13 protein-coding genes are annotated in these 13,027 nt (G+C 71.0%); 5 read left to right on the top strand and 8 right to left on the bottom strand.

Annotated features, from left to right (window positions below; translation table 11 throughout):
• Positions 1 to 10 precede the first annotated feature (10 nt).
• Positions 11 to 1,558 (top strand): phospholipase D family protein, encoded by a 1,548-nt coding sequence (locus A3CQ_RS0145860; RefSeq protein WP_026206931.1) that lies wholly within the window; start codon positions 11 to 13, stop codon positions 1,556 to 1,558.
• Positions 1,559 to 1,924: 366 nt separating this feature from the next.
• Here A3CQ_RS0145860 and A3CQ_RS0145855 read toward each other — a convergent pair whose 3' ends face one another.
• Positions 1,925 to 2,782 (bottom strand): NAD-dependent epimerase/dehydratase family protein, encoded by an 858-nt coding sequence (locus A3CQ_RS0145855; RefSeq protein ID WP_020517711.1) that lies wholly within the window; start codon positions 2,780 to 2,782, stop codon positions 1,925 to 1,927.
• Positions 2,783 to 2,787: 5 nt separating this feature from the next.
• A complete protein-coding gene (locus A3CQ_RS0145850; protein ID WP_020517710.1) occupies positions 2,788 to 3,984 on the bottom strand; it encodes an aminopeptidase in 1,197 nt (398 codons plus the stop codon).
• A gap of 73 nt (positions 3,985 to 4,057) precedes the next feature.
• Here A3CQ_RS0145850 and A3CQ_RS0145845 point away from each other — a divergent pair, with 73 nt between their 5' ends.
• The 4 genes from A3CQ_RS0145845 to A3CQ_RS56390 all read left to right on the top strand — a co-directional run bounded on the left by A3CQ_RS0145845 (position 4,058) and on the right by A3CQ_RS56390 (position 7,784).
• Positions 4,058 to 4,807, top strand: a complete 750-nt coding sequence (locus A3CQ_RS0145845) for an alpha/beta fold hydrolase (RefSeq protein WP_026206930.1) — start codon at positions 4,058 to 4,060, stop codon at positions 4,805 to 4,807.
• A 24-nt stretch (positions 4,808 to 4,831) separates the two neighbouring features.
• Positions 4,832 to 5,320 carry an SUKH-4 family immunity protein gene (locus A3CQ_RS0145840; protein WP_040434179.1) on the top strand — a complete coding sequence of 163 codons (489 nt, stop codon included), beginning with the start codon at positions 4,832 to 4,834 and terminating at the stop codon, positions 5,318 to 5,320.
• A gap of 157 nt (positions 5,321 to 5,477) precedes the next feature.
• A complete protein-coding gene (locus tag A3CQ_RS0145835; RefSeq protein ID WP_026206929.1) occupies positions 5,478 to 7,391 on the top strand; it encodes a hypothetical protein in 1,914 nt (637 codons plus the stop codon).
• 69 nt (positions 7,392 to 7,460) lie between these two features.
• Entirely contained in the window at positions 7,461 to 7,784 is a 324-nt protein-coding gene (locus A3CQ_RS56390) for a TetR-like C-terminal domain-containing protein (RefSeq protein ID WP_020517707.1), read from the top strand.
• Here the strand turns inward: A3CQ_RS56390 and A3CQ_RS59905 are convergent.
• The 6 genes from A3CQ_RS59905 to A3CQ_RS0145800 all read right to left on the bottom strand — a co-directional run bounded on the left by A3CQ_RS59905 (position 7,777) and on the right by A3CQ_RS0145800 (position 12,985).
• Positions 7,777 to 9,201 carry an SMI1/KNR4 family protein gene (locus tag A3CQ_RS59905; RefSeq protein WP_157297132.1) on the bottom strand — a complete coding sequence of 475 codons (1,425 nt, stop codon included), beginning with the start codon at positions 9,199 to 9,201 and terminating at the stop codon, positions 7,777 to 7,779. The genes A3CQ_RS56390 and A3CQ_RS59905 overlap by 8 nt on opposite strands.
• Before the next feature lie 60 nt (positions 9,202 to 9,261).
• Positions 9,262 to 9,954, bottom strand: coding sequence for a hypothetical protein (locus A3CQ_RS0145820; RefSeq protein ID WP_157297131.1), 693 nt, complete (start codon positions 9,952 to 9,954; stop codon positions 9,262 to 9,264).
• A gap of 68 nt (positions 9,955 to 10,022) precedes the next feature.
• Positions 10,023 to 10,202 (bottom strand): hypothetical protein, encoded by a 180-nt coding sequence (locus tag A3CQ_RS61520; RefSeq protein ID WP_157297129.1) that lies wholly within the window; start codon positions 10,200 to 10,202, stop codon positions 10,023 to 10,025.
• 162 nt (positions 10,203 to 10,364) lie between these two features.
• Positions 10,365 to 11,114 (bottom strand): alpha/beta hydrolase family protein, encoded by a 750-nt coding sequence (locus A3CQ_RS0145810; RefSeq protein ID WP_020517703.1) that lies wholly within the window; start codon positions 11,112 to 11,114, stop codon positions 10,365 to 10,367.
• A 460-nt stretch (positions 11,115 to 11,574) separates the two neighbouring features.
• The gene (locus A3CQ_RS0145805; RefSeq protein ID WP_020517702.1) at positions 11,575 to 12,543 is read right to left on the bottom strand and encodes a pirin family protein; all 969 of its coding nucleotides are present in this window, start codon (positions 12,541 to 12,543) and stop codon (positions 11,575 to 11,577) included.
• 1 nt (position 12,544) lies between these two features.
• Positions 12,545 to 12,985 (bottom strand): MarR family winged helix-turn-helix transcriptional regulator, encoded by a 441-nt coding sequence (locus A3CQ_RS0145800; protein ID WP_020517701.1) that lies wholly within the window; start codon positions 12,983 to 12,985, stop codon positions 12,545 to 12,547.
• Positions 12,986 to 13,027: the final 42 nt, after the last annotated feature.

Raw genomic sequence — 13,027 nt, 5'->3', positions numbered from 1 at the left:
CGACCTCGGAGTGGCTGCCTTGGACTGGTTCCTCAATGAGCAGGAGCGCGGCAACCCGGACTCCTCCATACCCACGTGGTGTGCGGGAAACTCGGCCGAACCACTTATTCACGGAATAACGTATTTTGACCGGCTGGCGACCGAGGTGGACAGTCTCCGACCGGGTGACCACCTCTTCTTCACCGACTGGCGGGGCGACCCGGACGAGCGACTGCGCGACGACGGCCCGACCGTCGCCGCCCTCTTCGCGGCGGCCGCCCGGCGGGGCGTGATCGTCAAGGGCCTGCTGTGGCGGTCGCATGTGGACAAAATGGCCTACAGCGAGGAGGAGAACCGCAATCTCGGCGACGACATCCGCGAGGCCGGCGGCGAAGTCCTCCTCGACCAGCGGGTACGACGCGGCGGTTCCCATCACCAGAAACTGGTGGTCCTGCGCCGTCCCGGCCGTCCCGAGCAGGACATCGCCTTCGTCGGCGGCATCGACCTGTGCCACAGCCGCCGCGACGGCCCGGACCACCACGGCGATCCGCAGCCGTTGCAAATGTCCCGTGAATACGGGAAAAATCCGCCCTGGCATGATGTCCAGCTCGCCGTCCGCGGTCCGGTGGTCGGCGCCCTCGACCTGACCTTCCGCGAGCGCTGGAACGATCCCGCCCCCCTCGACCAGCACGGCCCGATCGCCACCGTCATGGACCGCCTCAAGCACGCCGACCCGCACGCCGACCGGCTACCCGACCAGCCGCCCGACCCACCCGCGTGCGGCCCGCTCGACATCCAGGTGCTGCGCACGTACCCGGCGATGCGCCCGCGGTACTCCTTCGCCCGCAACGGCGAGAGAAGCATCGCCCGCGCCTACACCAAGGCCATCCGCCGGGCCCGCCACCTGATCTACCTGGAGGACCAGTACCTGTGGTCGACCGAGGTGGCGAACCTCTTCGCCGAGGCGCTGCGAGCCACACCCACCCTGCACCTGATCGCCGTCGTCCCCCGCCACCCCGACGTGGACGGCCGCCTCTCCCTGCCGCCCAACCAGATCGGCCGCGAGCAGGCCCTGGCCGTCTGCCGGATGGCCGCTCCCGACCGCATCCACGTCTTCGACCTGGAAAATCACGAGGGCACGCCGGTCTACGTCCACGCCAAGGTCTGCGTCATCGACGACACGTGGTGCAGCGTAGGAAGCGACAACTTCAACCGCCGCTCCTGGACCCACGACAGCGAGGTGTCGTGCGCGATCCTCGATTCCGCCGCCGACGAGTCCGGCGGTTTTGCCCGGAACCTGCGACTCGCCCTCATGCGCGAACACCTCGACCGCGCCCCCACCGACGACGAAGACCTGGTCGACCCCCTGTCGGCGGTGAAGGCCATGACCTCCGCCGGAGCCCGCCTGCGATCCTGGAGCGACGCCGGCCGCGCAGACCCTCGCCCACCCGGCCGCATCTTCCCCCACGCCCCCGAGCATCTGCCCTGGCACCAGCGCGTCTGGTCCCTCCCGGCCTACCGCCTGCTCTACGACCCCGATGGCCGGCCATGGCGGTCCCGTCGCGCAAATTCCTGGTAAAAATCCCCATATCGTACGAGGTCCAGAAAAGTCCCCGCCTTCCAGCGCAAGCTCCCTGCAACACCGGACCGTGCCGCGACCGCCGGGCTTGAGTGGGTGGCCAAGACCCGCGCCCACGCCGCGAAGTCCGCAACCGTCGCCCGAGGTGGCAATATCGCCGGGGCCGTCGTCCGTCAGCGAACCGCCGCCCGGGGTGGCAAGTGTTGCGCCGGGCCGAGGTCCGTCAGCGAACCGCCACCCGGGGTGACAAGCCTCGCGCCGGGCCGTCGTCTGGGGGTGAGCCGTCGCGCGGGGGGCGTCGCGCCGGGCCGTCGTCCGGGGGTGAGGCGCCGCCTGGGGGAAAGCGTTCCGCCCGGCGCTGGCCCGTCAGCGAGATTCGCCCCGGTCCCAGGCGAGGACGTCGCGGGCGGTGGTCAGGAGCGGGGTCAGCGGAAGCATCTCCGGGGCGGGGGTCCGGTGCAGCGTGGGCCATGCTTCCCGATCCCTCACCAGCGGCGCGTGTTTCCCGGGCTCGGCCGCGACGGGCACGATCTCGACCTCGGTCCCGGCCGCCTCCGCACAAATCCGGATAAGTCCGGAAAAGGTGGTCTGGTCGCCGGCGGCGGTGTAGGCGCCGGGCTTGTCGTCCACCAGGAGCCGGACCACCAATTCGGCCAAATCGCGTGAATCGACCAACTGGATGGGCTGATCGGGATCGCCGGGGAGTTCGACCCGCCCGCCGGCGGCCGCCGCGCGCACCCAGTGCAGCAGACCCTCCTGAGTGTCGTGCGGCCCCGCCACCTTGCACGGCCGCACGATCGTGGCCCGATCCCCGAACCGGGCCGTCACATCCTGCTCGCAAGCCACCTTCGACGGACCGTAGGTGTCATTGGTCAACGGCCACTCGGCGTCACGAATCGGCTCCCGCAGCCCCGGCCCGGCCCCGTCGAACACCGCGTGGCTGGAGATGAACAAATACCGCCCGGCCCGATCGCCCACCGCGTCCATCGCCCCGGCGACATCCCGCGGCAGGTACGACGTCACGTCGACGACCGCGTCCCAGGAGCCGGTCTTGAGGGCGGCGAAGTCCCCCGCATACCGGTCCCCGATCAGCTGCTCGACCTCGGGAAACATGTCCCGGTGGGTGCCGCGGTTGAACAGCACCGGCTCGTGCCCGCCGGCCGGCAACCGCGAGACGATCGCCCGGCCCACGAATCCCGTACCGCCGAGAACGAGCACGCGCATCCCGGTCAGAGCACCCACTCGTCGTCGCGGATGATCTCGACGGTGCCCTTCGGCCCGGTGCCGGTCACGGTGATGCCGGCCCCGCCGATCACCACGTCCGTGTGCACGCCGGACATGTTCAGCCCCAGGTCGACCCGCTCCGCCTCGCTCAGCGCCATGCCGCCCTCGACCGCGAACGGGAAGCTCTGCCCCCACGCCACGTGACAGCCCGCGTTCTCGTCGAACAGCGTGTTGTGGAAGACGATCCCGGCCTTGGCGATCCGGCTGTCCTTGTCGACCAGCGACACCTCGCCGAGGCGGGACGAGCCCTCGTCGGTGGCGACCTGCGCCTTGATCACGTCGGCGCCCTCGTCGGCGTACACGTCGATGATCTTGCCGGCCTTGAAGGTGACCCGGAGGCCGGTGATCAGCTGGCCGGCGATCACCATGGGACGGGTCACCCGGATCACCCCGTCGGCGCGGCGCCGGTCGGGGCTGGTGAACACCTCCTCGGTGGGGATGTTCGGCAGGTAGGCGATGCCGTTCGGGTCGATCATGCCGCCGCCGGTCCAGCGCGGGTTCGCCGGCAGACCCACGGTCAGGTCGGTGCCCTCGCCGACGTAGCGCACCTCGGTCAGCTCCAGCGCGTCCAGCTGGTGGGCGCGGCCGGTCAGCGTCGCCGACCGTTCCTGCCACGCGGCGGCCGGGTCGGCGGCGTCGAGGCGCATCGCGGTGCCGACCGCCTCCCACAGGCGATCCACGTCGGGCTCGCCGAAGATCTGCTGCGCCCAGCCCGGGTTCGGTGCGGCGACCACGCTCCACCGCATGCGGTCGAACAGCGCACGCCGCCGGGCCTGCGCCTCCTCCCACCGGCGGGCCGCGACCTTTTCCGGGTCGGCGCCGTCGAACAGGTGCGGGTTCGCGTCGCCGACCAGCGCGATCGAGGCCACCCCCGCGGCGGCCCATTCCTCGATGCGGGCGAGCGCCCACGGCCGGGTGCGGGTGAGCTGCTCGATGCTCGTGTGGTCGACCGCCGAGCGCTGCATGGGCCCGTCGCTCCAGACGGTCTCGACCCAGCCGGCCCCGGCGCGATAGGCGGCCTCGACCACGGCCCGCGCGATCTCGAGGTGGGCGGTGTCGGTGTCGATCACGACTCCCTGGCCCGGTTGCACGTTGACCCCGGCCCGCACGACCAGGTCGGCGAAGCGCTCGATCTGTCCCATGCCGGACAGCCTAGGTGATGATCGTTCGTTATTGGGATGCACGGCCGGACCAGGCTCGTTACCGTCGGCGGCAATGACGCTTGCATACGATGTGGCCGGCGACGGGCCGGCCGTCCTGCTCCTGCACTCCACGGTCGTCGATCGGCGGATGTGGGATCCGCAGGTCCCGGCACTGACCGCGGCCGGCTACCGCGCGATCCGCTGCGATCTCAACGGTTTCGGCGAGACCCCGCTGCCGACCGGCCTCTACAGTGACGCCGACGACGTGATCGCGCTGCTCGACGACCTGGGCGTCGACCGGTTCCGGCTGGTCGGCGCGTCCGGCGGCGGCAAGGTGGCGCTGGAAGTGGCTGCTCGCTGGCCGTCGCGCGTCTCCGCGCTGCTGCTCCTGGCCACCGCCGTGGCCGGTTTCGAGCCCGGCCCCGAGCTGCGGGCCTACGGCGAGCGCGAGGATGCCCTGCTCGAGGCCGGTGACCTGGATGGCGCGGCCGACCTCAACGCCGAGGTCTGGGTCGGTCCCGAGGCCACAGATCAAATTCGTTCCCGTGTACGCGTGATGCAGCGTCACATCTTCGACGTGCAGGTGGGCGTCGACGAGGAGCCCGAGCAGATCCGCCACCAGTTTGACCTGAACGCCATCGCCGCCCGCACGTTGCTCGTCACCGGCGCCCACGACCTGCCCGACTTCACCGCGATCGCCGACCGGCTGGCCGCGACCCTGCCCGACGCGGAACGCCTCGACCTGTCCTGGGCCGGCCACCTGCCCAGCATGGAGCGCCCCGACCTGCTGAACCCGGTGATGCTGGAGTTCCTGGCCGGTTAGGTTCTGGTGTCTACGATGTCCGGCATGTCAGCGCCTGTCGAAGATGTGCCCGGCTGGGAGTCGCTCCCGCCGTCGCTGCGGGAGCGATTTCTCGCGGCCGACCTGCCCGTCGCCCTGCTGAAGCTGGACGACAGCGCCAACTTCCTGCTCGGCCCCGAACTGTCCGAGGTGGACGTCCCGTCGCTCGGCCGGCTGCTGCGTTTCGGGCACGGCATCGGGCTCTTCGCAGGCGAGTTCTGTCTCGATTTGGCTACGGATGCGGTCTATCTGGTACGCCCGGACGACCTCCCGCCGAACTTCGTGAACTCGAGCCTGGAGCAGTTCGGCCGGTCGGTGCGGCTGGTGCTTCGGTACGAGCCCGATCTGACCGGCGAGGACGCCGAGGCCTGGGCCGATGCCGCCGAGGAGGTCCGCGCCGGCATCGCCCGGATCGACCCCGCGGCCGACAAGACCGACACGTACTGGGACGCCTTGTACTACGAGCTGGCCGAAGGTACCTATTCGGACTTCTAGGTAAATGTCCGGAACGTCGTACGGGATCACCCGGGCCGAAGTGACCATCTAGCATCCGTTCCCGTCTGCGCGACATTGACGGTCGCGCATGAATAACCCGTGCCGCGCGCTCATGGGGGGCCATTCTCCGGCGCGGGTAGAAGGGACGACGGATTCGATGCAACGAACCACCAAACCCGCGCTCTGGGGGCGCTGGGCGGCGGTCCTGCTCCTGCTCTGGTCGCTGGTCGGCGGGCTGCCCGCCGCTCCGGCATTCGCCGGTGGCGCCCTCACCGCATTGTCGGCGGTGGATCCCGGATGCCCACCGGTCACGGCCGACGGGCAGGTTGTCTACGGGTGCAACGAGTTGAGCCGCAATCTGCAGAAGGCCCGTCTGTGGCTGCAGCAGAACAAGCCCCGGGGCACCACCGACAAGCTCTTCAAGAACGCCGGCGCCTCCAACTACGCCATCGCGCGGCTGGAGGACGGGACCTACGTCATCGGGTACAGCGACAACCTCCAGCACTCCGAGGAGCGTCTGCTCGACCAGATGAACGGCAAGGCGAGGCGGATCGTGTTCGACCCGGCCACCGGTCGCGTGTCGTACCAGCCGGCCCGGGCCTCCCGCATCGCCGAGGGCTTCTCCGAGCTCGAGCCGTGCGCCAACAAGTGCGACACCAAGCTCGGCACCGCGGGCGTACGTAACAAGTTCACCTGGTCCTGGCAGTGGAACGGCCGGGAGGGCGACACCGACGACGACGTCAAGGCGATCCGCGACCGGGCCAACAACCCGAAGACCGGCAACAAGCCGCTCGCGCTCAAGCAGCTGAAGGCCAACGGCGCCCCGGGCCGCATCAACGACCCGGCGAACGTGCAGAGCGGCATCGGCAAGGCCGTCCAGCGCCAGCTCGGCCCCGGCCGTCCCGGCGGCATCGACTTCTCCTCGGTCCAGCTGCGGTACGTCTCCGACGGCACCTCCGGCAACACGTACTCGTTCAAGGCGCCGACCTTGCCCGGCAAGCCGTCCACCGACGGGACCGGGCCGATCTACGACGCGTTCACGGCGCTCAACGTGTGGATGACCGTCCAGCCGTCGAAGTTCTGGGTGAACCTCAACCCCGACGAGCCCAACCGGATCATCGACTCCGACCTGGCCCAGACCGACGTCGGCCAGGTTCTGCTGTCGTCCGACCTCACGCTCAAGGAGTCCGGCACCAAGCTGATCGACCCGAACACGCCGATCGGCAAGGAGTTCTGGGGCAAGATGCAGGCCGCCGGCCTCGAGAAGTTCTGCAAGCGCGACTGGATCGTGCCCAAGCAGGCCACGGTCCGCGAGTCCGGCTCGGAGCTCTACATCCTGGACGCGCCGCTCGAGGTGAAGACCGAGGGCGCCGACTTCCACATGCCCGGCAGCGACTTCACCTGCCCCGCCGACTCCAAGGCGGCCACCGAGATCTACCGCTCGGTGATCGTGCCGGAGCTGACCAAGCTGGTGAACGAGTCGCCGGAGTACACCGCCCTGCGCCGCGTCTACATCAGCCGGGTCGCCGCCGAGTGGTACCGCCAGCGGCTCGCCAAGGCCGGCACCGCGGCCGACTTCGGGGTCGACAGCAACGACGTCGACACCCTCGAGTCGATCAAGACGTGGGACCCGAAGGACATCTACAACAAGTACCTGAAGGAGCTGAACAGCGTCGTCTACACGACGCCGGACGGTTTCGTGGTCACGGCCGGCGGCGTCGACTTCACCCAGCCGGTGAAGGTCGACACGCTCAACGACAGCACCTTCAAGCAGCAGTACCCGGCCCTGCCGTCGACGGTCCAGAAGTCGCTCACCGAGGTGGCCAAGACGACCGACGACAAGGACGCCTTCAACGGCGGCGCCGACCAGGTGCCGGCCGTCACCAAGCCGCCGGCCTCGGCCAGCCCGTCACCGGGCGGCACAGCGGGCGGCGGCCAGGGCGGTGGCGGCGGTCTCCCGATCACCGGCGCCCCGATCTTCGCGATCGCCGCGGCCGGCATCGTGCTGATCGTCATCGGGCTGGCCGCCCTCGGGCGTAAGCGCCGGATCCGGTTCGTCGCCAAGCAGTAGGGTCGCCAAGCAGTAGGTTCGTCGGCAAAGCGGGGGCCACCGGCCCCCGCTTTGTCTACCCTGAGGGCCGTGGACCTGGCGTTCGACACCGGCGACCTGCTCGCCTACGCCACCGGTGTGGCCCGCGACCTCACCACCCCCGACGGCCTGGCGGCGCTGCGCCGCGCCGTCGGCTACCCGGGCGAGCGACGCGACGCCTTCCTCGCCGAGCGGGCCGGCCAGGTCCAGGTCATCCTCGACCGTTCGCGGGCACGAGGCGAGCAACCTCCGCAGGCCGTCGACGTGGTCGACCACATCCTGGCGCCGATCTACCTTCGCGCCCTGCTCGGGATGGGCCCGCTCACCCCCGCCTATATCGACCGGCTGGTCGACCGCCTGCGGGTGATCAGCTGATCTCCCAGTCGAGCGCGCCGTTCTCGTCCACCCGCGGCCGGTAGTGCCCGGCGAACGGCTTGCCGGTCTCCAGCGAGCCGGCGGTCAGCTCGAGCAGTTCCGCGACCGACCCCGGCCACCGCTCGAAGGTGGTGCCGTCCTCCGCGAAGAACTCGCCCACCCGGCCGTGCCCGCCGTCCCGCTGGTCGACGACGAGGCTGCCACCGTCGCCGGCCGCCGCGAACGGCACGAAGTCGCGGTGCCACCAGGCGTCATCGGCCCAGGTGATGTTCTCGGTCGCCATGACACCGCAGTTCACGCGCCAGTCGGCGAGGATCTCGGTGAGCGTGTCGGGCGTGTAGAACGGCGGCAGGGAGAAACCCCGGCCCCGCGCCACCCCGTCGTGCCGCCGCAAGGACGCGACCAGGTCGGCCGGGAACGCCACCGACATCCGCCGCTGCAGGTCGTCGACGGCCGCGGCCGACGCCCCCGGCCGCAGCGCCTTGGCACTGGCCGGCGCGTGCCCCCGGAGCCACTTCTCGATCCGCGCCCAGGCCGCGTTCACGCGGGCGGTGGTCGCCGCGTCCGGCTTCGTGACGCCGCCCGGCCCGCCGTTCTCCGGACAGACATCGGCGGCCGTTCGCCGCCGCGCGGTCGGCATCGGCACGGTGGCCCGGGGGAGCGGCGGCAACACCGTCCGGGCCGTGATGGTCTGCCGATACTCGACGTCGTCCGGCCCGCGCCCGAACCACGCCAGCCCGCACACCGTCACCACCATGACGACGAACACCGCCGCCAGCGCCAGCACGATCCGCTTCCCGCTGGTCGTCCGCCTCGGTTCGGCGGGCGCGCTCTCCGCCGCCGGCGCCGGCCGGGCCGTGGCCCGCAGCATCGGCTCGAGCCACTCACCGGCGTCGCCGAAGTCCCCCGGGGCGGCCGGGATCCGCCCGCTCGGCGCGACCGGCAGCGCGGCCTCGTCCACCTCGCCGATGGTCACGACCGACGCGATGATCCCGTGCCCGGCGAGCGCCCCCAACGCGAGCGTGGTGTGGTTGACCGCGTCGGGCCCCGGCCCGGTCACGACCACGACCGGCGCGTTCACCTCCGCCGCGAGGTCGGCCGGCGTCCAGCCGTCCCGCCCGATCGGCACGAGCAGCCCGGTGTCGGCGCCGACCAGCACGAGGTCGTACGCCCGGATCGCCGCCACCACGAGATCGCGGGCTCGCTCCAGCCCGACCTGGTCGACCTCGCCGAGCTCGACCAGCCCCGCGAGCCGCTCCCGCACCGGTTCATCCGCGCCGAGCTCCCCGCCCACGACCACCGCCGCGACCGTCACCTCGGCGGCGGCCGCGATCGCTCGCGCCGCGATCCGCCAGTCGACCTCGGCCGACGTAGCAGCGATCACCCAGGCCCCGCGCGCCGGCCACCCCCGTTCCACGCCTGAAGACTTTAGGGCTCCCGTCGCTGTCGCGCCGTCCGGCGGCCGTTCGGGGCCGGGTCACCCGGGTCGGGTCGCCGATCCGGCCGGCCGCAAGCGCAGGCCGAGCCGCCCGGCGAGCGCCGCGAGCGTCCCGAATATCCCGGCGATGACCAGGCCGGCCAGGAGATGGAAGAAACCGGCGCCCCAGAAATCCTGAAGGACGAACGCCCGGATGTCGGACATGCCGCTGCGGGCGAAGTCGTCGTAGATGCCCTCGGCCCGCCAGACCCGCTCGATGGCCCCGCTGTTGCGGAACGCGTAGTAGGCGATCAGCACCGCCGGGTACCACACCAGGTATTCGCTGACGGCGCAGTGCACCGCCGCGATCACCCCGGCCCGCACGGTTCCCACCCGCACCGAGGCCGTAGCCGCGGCAATGACGGTGGCCGTCACCAGTCCGCCCACGATGATCCAGCCAATGGTCACGCTGGCGTCGGTGACCCCGGCGCTGAGGTATTCCGCAAGCCCCTCGGCGGCATAGAGCGCCCCCGCGATCAGCCCCGCCGTGGCACCGATCCGCGCGGCGACCGCCGGCGCCGCCGGCACGGCCGTCGGACCCCACCGAAGCAGCACGACGCAGACCGCCGGCGCGACGACCGCTCCGGCCAGCCCCAGATAGCCGCCCCCACCCAACGCCGCGGGGTAGAGGAAGGCCCCCGCGACCGCAAGCAACGCACCGGCCGGCGCCAAGACCAGAACCGCCCTGTTCAACGACCGCCTCCTATTACGTACGACGTTATATCGCGCGACGTAATGGTAGGGATGGTTGCCCGCGACCGCTAGCCCCGGCCGGCCAGGCGCGCGTCGGCGGCGGTCGCGTAGAGGTTGGGCCCGTCGGCGTAGAACAGGTCGGCCACCACCAGCCGCCCGTCGGCCTCCTCCTCGGGAACCGGCCGCAGCCACTCCAGCACCTGAAGATCGCCGCCGGGGAGACGACGGTGCGCCAGCAATCCGGGCACCTGCCGGGTGCCCGCCGCCTCCCGGTACAGCGCGGCCGCGTACGGCCCGGTCGGGTCGAACGGGCTGATCCGCGCGACCGCAACGCGATCGCCCAGTCCCCAGCACCGGCGTCATGGCCGCGAGCGTAGGCGGCCGGTCCACCGGCCGCCTACGCGATCACGTCAGGCCGGAGTCATGGCCTTGCTGAAGTGGCGGGTGAAGAAGCGGACCGCGCTGTCCGCCTCGAAGCGGGGCAGTTCCTTGTGCCGGCCCGCGTTGGCGTGCAGCGTCTTCTCGGTGGAGCCGAAGGCGTCGAACAGCGCCAGCCCGGCCTCCCGCGGGATGTGCTCGTCGTCCCACTGGAGGGCGAACTCGATCGGGACGGTGATCCGGCGGGCCGCCTCGACGAGCGTGCCCGGCCAGAACTGGCCGAAGACCGCGGCGGTGATGCGGGGCTCGATCGCGGTCAGCGGGACACCGATCGCGGTGCCCATGTTGATGCCGTAGTAGCCGACCGGGCCGTCGGAGCCGATCTCCGGCAGCTCCCGCAGGGCGTCGAGCGTCGCCTGCCACTCGGGCACGGCCTGCTTCGCGAGGTGGCCGTTGTAGCGCTCGACGATCGGGCCGACCGGCTCGCCGGTCGCCATGGCCCGCTGCATCACGGCGATCTCTTCCTCGTCGTACGCGGTGCGGGGGCGATCCCCGTGGCCGGGCGCGTCGATGACGGCCACCGCGAAGCCGGCGGCCAGGAGCAGGCCCGCGCGGCCCGTCATGGCCGGGGCCTTCTTGTGGGTGCCGCCGCCGTGACCCATCAGGATCAGCGGGAGCCGGCCGGAGGTGGCGGCCGGCGACCAGAGCACGCCGGGGATGTCGCCGACGGTGAAGTCGCGTTCGGTGACGCCGTTCGACGACGTCCGTGCGGTGATGTTCATGGGAGTTGCCTTTCGGAAGTGCCTGCAAGCGGCGCTCCCGGCGACTCCCTACGACAGTCGCGCGGCCGTGACGGACCGTGGGAGCACCCACGTCGATACCACGTACATGGGTCTCACCTCCTCGTCCGAAGTCACGGCAAGCGGCACGTTACCGCCCGCGGCGTCGTCCCGCCCACCGATTTTCCGGCGGGACGGAAATCTGAAGAGGGCGGCGGCGATTTCTGAAGAGTCGCTCCCGATGTGGGCGCGGCAGCCGGGAAGCGAGCGTGGATCCATCCGAAAGAGGAGGGACCCACGATGTTCGTCAGTTTGATGGTCACCGCCGCGATGGTCGTGATACCCGCGCCCGAGCCCGGCCCGCGGGCAGCCTCGGTGCCGTGCGTGTACGCCGTGCTGATCGACGGTGCGCGGGTCACCACCCTGCCACCGGGCGGCGACCCGCTCTACCACCGGGGCTTCGTCAGTCGGTGTGCGGGAGGCGGTCCGCCGGCACCACGCCCAGGCGCCCCTTCTTGAAGTCCTCGAAGGCCTGGGCCAGCTCCTCCTTCGTGTTCATCACGAAGGGGCCGTAGTGGGCGACCGGCTCGCGGATCGGGCGGCCGCCCATCACGAACAGCTCCAGGGCCGGGATGTTCGAGTCCTGCGTCGGGTCGGCCTCGACGCGGATCGCCTCGCCAGGGCCGTACGCGGCCAGCTGCCCGATGTGGATCGGCCGGCGCTCGACGCCCGCGGTGCCGCGGCCTGCGAGCACGTAGACCAGCGCGTTGTAGTCGGTCTGCCAGGGCAGGTCGAGGCGGGCGCCGGGCTGCAGGGTGACGTGGGCGAGGTTGATCGGGGTGAACGTCGAGCCCGGTCCGGCGTGGCCGGCGATCTCGCCCGCGATCACCCGGATCAGGCTGCCGCCGTCGGGGCTGGTCAGCAGTGCGGCCTGCGTACCGCGGATGTCCTGGTATTTCGGGGTGATCATCTTGGCGGCGCGGGGCAGGTTGACCCACAGCTGCAGGCCGTGGAAGAGGCCGCCGCTGGTGACCAGGTGCTCGGGCGGGGCCTCGATGTGCAGGATGCCCTGGCCGGCGGTCATCCACTGGGTGTCGCCGTTGGTGATCGTGCCGCCGCCACCGAGCGAGTCCTGGTGGTCCATGATCCCGTCGATCATGTACGTCACCGTCTCGAAGCCGCGGTGCGGGTGCCACGGCGTGCCCTTCGGCTCGCCCGGCGCGTAGTCGACCTCGCCCATCTGGTCGAGGTGGATGAACGGGTCGAGTTCGTTGACCGGCACGCCCGCGAACGCCCGGCGCACCGGGAAGCCCTCGCCCTCGTAGCCGGAGGGCGCGGTGGTGAGCCGGCGGACCGCGCGGAACTCGGTGGCCGGGCCGGTCTCGGGCAGGCGGGGCAGGACGAGCACGTCGTCGACGGTGATGGCGGGCATCTCAGGCCTTCCTTACTTTTTCGAAAACCCGGTGGATGACCTCGAGCTCGTCGGGGTCGAGGCGATCGATGAAGCGGTCCCGGACGGTGATCAGATGCAGCGGGGCGGCGGACTCGAGGGCGGCCATGCCCTCGTCGGTGAGCACCGCCTCCTGGCCGCGGCCGTCCTCGGGGCAGGGCTGCTTGCGCACGAGGCCGCGCTTGACCATCGAATTGATCTGGTACGTGATGCGGCTCGGCGAGAACACCAGCGAGGCGGCGAGCTCGCCCATGCGCAGCCGGCGGCCGGGCGCCTCGGAGAGAGTGACCAGGACGTGGTAGTCGTTCATGCTCAGGCCGGTCTTGGCGCGCAGGTCATCCTCGAGGTGGGTGTGCAGGGCCCAGGAGCTCTCGATGAAGGTGCGCCAGGCGCGCTGTTCGTCGTCGGTCAGCGGTTCGGCCATGGGAAAGACTCTAACTCTTTCAAATCTGAAATAACAAGGTGC

Source organism: Paractinoplanes globisporus DSM 43857 (genome assembly GCF_000379645.1).
Taxonomy (GTDB): Bacteria; Actinomycetota; Actinomycetes; order Mycobacteriales; family Micromonosporaceae; genus Actinoplanes; species Actinoplanes globisporus.
This window is presented reverse-complemented; position numbering and strand designations above follow the sequence as displayed.

What these genes read in the sequence shown, in the direction of transcription:
- A3CQ_RS0145855 (WP_020517711.1), bottom strand. Translation starts at nt 2,782, where the DNA reads ATGCGCGTGCTCGTTCTCGGCGGTACGGGATTCGTGGGCCGGGCGATC.
- A3CQ_RS0145850 (WP_020517710.1), bottom strand. Translation starts at nt 3,984, where the DNA reads ATGGGACAGATCGAGCGCTTCGCCGACCTGGTCGTGCGGGCCGGGGTC.
- A3CQ_RS0145845 (WP_026206930.1), top strand. Translation starts at nt 4,058, where the DNA reads ATGACGCTTGCATACGATGTGGCCGGCGACGGGCCGGCCGTCCTGCTC.
- A3CQ_RS0145840 (WP_040434179.1), top strand. Translation starts at nt 4,832, where the DNA reads ATGTCAGCGCCTGTCGAAGATGTGCCCGGCTGGGAGTCGCTCCCGCCG.
- A3CQ_RS0145835 (WP_026206929.1), top strand. Translation starts at nt 5,478, where the DNA reads ATGCAACGAACCACCAAACCCGCGCTCTGGGGGCGCTGGGCGGCGGTC.
- A3CQ_RS0145810 (WP_020517703.1), bottom strand. Translation starts at nt 11,114, where the DNA reads ATGAACATCACCGCACGGACGTCGTCGAACGGCGTCACCGAACGCGAC.
- A3CQ_RS0145805 (WP_020517702.1), bottom strand. Translation starts at nt 12,543, where the DNA reads ATGCCCGCCATCACCGTCGACGACGTGCTCGTCCTGCCCCGCCTGCCC.
- A3CQ_RS0145800 (WP_020517701.1), bottom strand. Translation starts at nt 12,985, where the DNA reads ATGGCCGAACCGCTGACCGACGACGAACAGCGCGCCTGGCGCACCTTC.